This window comes from Pedobacter sp. (genome assembly GCF_035317785.1).
Lineage (GTDB): Bacteria > Bacteroidota > Bacteroidia > Sphingobacteriales > Sphingobacteriaceae > Pedobacter.
The window spans coordinates 1-4,305 of the sequence record NZ_DATHGC010000403.1 but is presented as its reverse complement, the minus strand read 5'-3'; the positions used below and the strand labels follow the sequence as shown (position 1 = coordinate 4,305).

The 4,305-nt window shown below is 46.3% G+C and carries 4 protein-coding genes; all 4 read right to left on the bottom strand.

The window, feature by feature from the left end; all coding sequences use genetic code 11:
• Positions 1–145: 145 nt before the first annotated feature.
• Positions 146–1,336, bottom strand: coding sequence for a TlpA disulfide reductase family protein (locus VK541_RS25360; RefSeq protein ID WP_324373450.1), 1,191 nt, complete (start codon positions 1,334–1,336; stop codon positions 146–148).
• Between the two features lie 32 nt (positions 1,337–1,368).
• A complete protein-coding gene (locus tag VK541_RS25355) occupies positions 1,369–2,544 on the bottom strand; it encodes a TlpA disulfide reductase family protein (protein WP_324373449.1) in 1,176 nt (391 codons plus the stop codon).
• Positions 2,545–2,550: 6 nt separating this feature from the next.
• A complete protein-coding gene (locus VK541_RS25350) occupies positions 2,551–3,639 on the bottom strand; it encodes a TlpA disulfide reductase family protein (RefSeq protein WP_324373448.1) in 1,089 nt (362 codons plus the stop codon).
• An 18-nt stretch (positions 3,640–3,657) separates the two neighbouring features.
• Positions 3,658–4,305, bottom strand: a 648-nt coding sequence (locus VK541_RS25345) for a TlpA disulfide reductase family protein (protein ID WP_324373447.1), incomplete at its 5' end; no start/stop codon positions are given.

Sequence of the window (4,305 nt, the reverse complement as noted above, 5' to 3'; positions counted from 1 at the left end):
GTCTTCATGACCTGAAAATCCCGGATCAACATCATTGTTTTCAAACTCAGCGTTATTATTGTCCTGTTGCGTATTCATAATTACAAAGATTTAAATGCTTGTCACTATACAACAATCAGATCAGGCTATAGTTTGTATCATTGCGTCACATTTTAAAGATTTCTTTCAGTTTGACGTCAACATCTTTTTCATCCCCCGAATACACGAGGATTTCCCCTTCCTTATCCAGCAACACATAAAAAGGAATAACACTGATCCGGTACAACGTACCGACCCTCGCCGGCTTCAGTTTAATCGGATATTCATCGATCACCTGTATCCAGGGCATTTTCTCCACTTCCATGGCTTTTATCCAGTCATTCCACCTGCTGTCACCCGACACACCGATGATCTCAAATCCTTTGTCGTGGTACCGCTTATATACCGACTTCCAGTGCGGCACCGCATCCCTGCAGGGCTTGCACCAGCTCGACCGGAAATCCAGCAAAACGTATTTACCCCATGTTGAAGACAATGTAAAAGCCGTACTGTCTTTTCTTACCAGGCTAAAATCAGGAGCAACCTTGCCGGGCAGAAATTTTCTTCGCATCTCAGCCTCTTTGGACAAATTAAAATAGTAGACAGACCGCTTTGCATCTCCGGTAAACTTGCCGATAAGCGCATCCATTTCCTGAAGCGGGATCGAATCATTGAACTGATAATAATCAGTAAGAATATATGCCACTGCCACTGCATCCGGATGTTTGGCAATATTTTCCCTGATCCATTTGAGCTGCCATGCATAAAAAGCCTTTGCCGCAGCTTCAAACCCCGCACGTATTTTTTCCTTTTGTCCGCTGTGCGCTTCCGCCTCATATCTTTTAGCTGTTTCCGCAGCAAAAGCCCGGAACCTCAGCTGTTCCGGTTCGTTCAGAAACCGGTCATAAGCGTCCTGCGATGCGGAGCCTTTCACTTCCACTTTTTGAAGCCTCGAGCCCTTATCTTTGCCATATGCCGTGTAGTCATAGCGTTCCGCACCCGAAGTGTCGGCATTTACCGTCATTTCCCTGTTCTCTGCGAATATCAAAAAATCAATGTTGCCGGGCATAATCCTGATCCCCAGCATTTCCGGCCCGTCCAGATTTCCCTTCAGTTCAAAAACCCCCGCCCTGATCACTGCACTATCCAGTGTCCTGCAGCTTTTATTGTTGTTGTATTTCACCAGCTTCACCGTTCCGGAATCTACTCCCTTTATGGTTCCATGGATGGCATATCCATCCGGCTCTTTATGCAGACAACCCACAGACATCAGCAATACCGCCACGATCTGGGCGGTGGTCTTTAATACGCTTTTCATAGTCATTTCCTATTGCAGGGACCGGTCATGTGTTAAAACAAAGTGGCGAGTTTCGCGTCAATTTGTTTTTCTTCCCCTGAATACACCAGTATTTTCCCCTCTTTGTCCAGCAATACATAAAAAGGAATGAAGTGGGTCTGATAAAGTGTTCCCACCCTTGCCGGCATGTTTTTTACCGGGAATTCATCTATCACTTGGGTCCATGGCATTTTTTCAAAATCCATGGCTTTGGTCCAGTCGGCCCACCTGCTGTCATCCGATACACTGATGATCTCAAAGCCCTTATCATGATACTTCTGGTATACCGATTTCCAGTGCGGGATCGCTTCCCTGCAAGGCTTGCACCAGCTCGCCCAAAAATCCAGCATCACATACTTTCCCCTGGTCGAGGACAAGGTCAGCTTTGTACTGTCGCGCTTTAGCAGCGTAAAATCAGGAGCCGTTTTTCCTGGCAGCAATGCCCTTCTCATTTCGGCCTGTTTCGACAATTCAACATAATAGACCGATTTTTTGGCGTCATCTTTAAATTTCGCCAGTACAGCATCCATTTCCGTAAGCGGCATGCTGGTATTGAACATGTAATAATTATTGAACAGGTGGGCACCTGCAGCTGACCCTGGCTTTTTCGCAATATAATTGTTGATCCATTTGATCTGCCAGGCTTTACTTAGTTTTCCAATGGAGTCAAATTTTGACCGCATCTTTTCTTTCGCCTCTGCCTTTGTCTCAGCTGTATAAGCCTTATTCAGCGCTTCAAAACCTGCCTTAAATTTCAGGTTCTCAGGATCATTTTCAAACTGCTGGAAATCGGCATGCACTTCCGAGCCGGTGACAGTTACTTTTTTCAGCATTCCACCCTTGTCCATACCATAAGCCGTATAATCGTAGTGCTCTGTGCCAGTCGTATCGGCATCTACTGTTATTGCACTATTCTCCACAAAAACAGAAGACTTAAAGTTTCCGGGAGTCACCGTGATCCCCAAAATTTCCGGGACTTCCATCTTGCCTTTCAATTCAAACTTACCGTCCTTTAAAGGTACACTGTCAATGACTGTTGAGCTCCTGTCCGCATTGCCGCGGATGAGGCGGACCATACCGGAATCCACCCCTTTTATCGTTCCGCTAATGGTGAAGCCATCAGGTTTGCTGTCTTTACAGCCAATTGCGAATAAGGCCGCAGCGGCCATTATAGTGATCAGATTCTTCATCTTCTTTTATTTTGAACCGGTTGAACCTGCGTTGAACAATTCTGCCAGTTTTTTGTTCAGCATTTCTCCGCGCAGGTCTTTTGCGATGATCTTGCCCTGAGGATCAACCAGTAAAGTACTTGGGATGCCCATGATGCCATAATAAGTAGAAACTTCATTTTTCCATCCCTTGAGGTCAGACACCTGTGTCCACGGCATGTTGTCGTCCTTAATGGCCTTTTTCCAGTTCTCACCCTTATCATCCAGTGACACCCCAACTACAGTAAAGTTTTTGTCCTTATACTGATTGTAAGCCTTCAAAACATTGGGGTTTTCTGCCCTGCAGGGCCCGCACCAGCTTGCCCAAAAATCTACCAGTACATACTTTCCTTTAAAATCAGCAAACCGTACCGGTTTCCCTTCCGTGTCATTTTGGGTAAAATCAAGCATTGGCGTACCAATTGCACTTCTTTCCAGGAGCACCAGTCTTTCCGCAATGCGCTTCCCCGCCGCAGTCGCCTGTGCAGACTTGTCGAGCGTTGCATAAGCAGCCTGAACTTTATCATAAGTACCCATCATGGCCTTGTCAGCAACCAGGCTCAGGCTAAGCGAACTTTTAGGATGTGCCGCAATATATTTATCATTGCGTGATCTTCGCACATTCCTCAAACTGTCCACCTTCTCTTCCAGGGCGACCTGCGCTTCTTTGGTACCCTTTCCCCATTTTTGATACAGCGGGCTTTCCAGGTCATCCAGATCCTTCAGTGTTTTGTCGTATGCTTCGTATTCATCCTGGGATTTAGAACCGGTTACCTTCAGATCCTCAACAGCCGGCCCGCCGGTCACACTGATATTTCCCGGTTCAGCAAAAAACTGAAAGTACCGTTGAAAGAGCATAGCACCTACTTTTTGTGGTTCTGACAGGTTCGGCTTCCAGCTAAACTTCCCGTCCTTTACCTTTATGGTATCGGAAACGGACTTATCGCCCTTGTAGTAATAAAACACGACCTGTTCTTCCTTAAAACCTTTAAGTTCGCCCGATACACTCGTAATTTGAGCAGAGGCCCCCAGGCCCGTACACAGCAATGCTGCGATAATGAATTTTGTTTTTAACATGATATAGGTTTTTTATGATTATTTGTCAAATAGTTCAGCCAGTTTTTTATCCATCGCCTCATCTCCCTCGCCGCCACCGCCATAGCGGCCCACGATCATCCCCTCTTTATCAATCAGTATCTTTGTCGGCAGTGAATGAATGCCATAAGGTGCACTAATGTCCTCAGATTTATCAAATCCGGCAGCCGTACGCTTCAAGCCCCGGAGCACATGTTTCCACACACCGATCTTGTCCTGGGCCACTGCTTTTTTCCAGGCATCAGGCGCGCTGTCGTCATCAGAAACCCCTACCACTTCAAAACCTTTTTCCTTGTACTTACTGTACAGCGAAAGCAGGTGCGGGTTGCCTTTTCTGCAGGGCACACACCAGCTGGCCCAAAAATCGATCAGCACATATTTCTTCCCTTTAAAATCCGAGAGGCTCAAAGGTTCACCATTGATGTCTTTGACACTAAAGACCGAAGCAACACTCCCCGGCGATCCGCTTTCCAGCCCCTTGATCTCCTCCAATACCCCTTTCCCATAGCTGCTTTGCCTTATCCTGTCAGAAAGAACTGCATAATAACTTTTGGATTCCGCAAGTGACATGGAAGATACTTTCCACTTCAGCAAATAGGCCGACAGATAAGAATCAGGATGTGTTTTGATGAATTCCAGATCGATTTT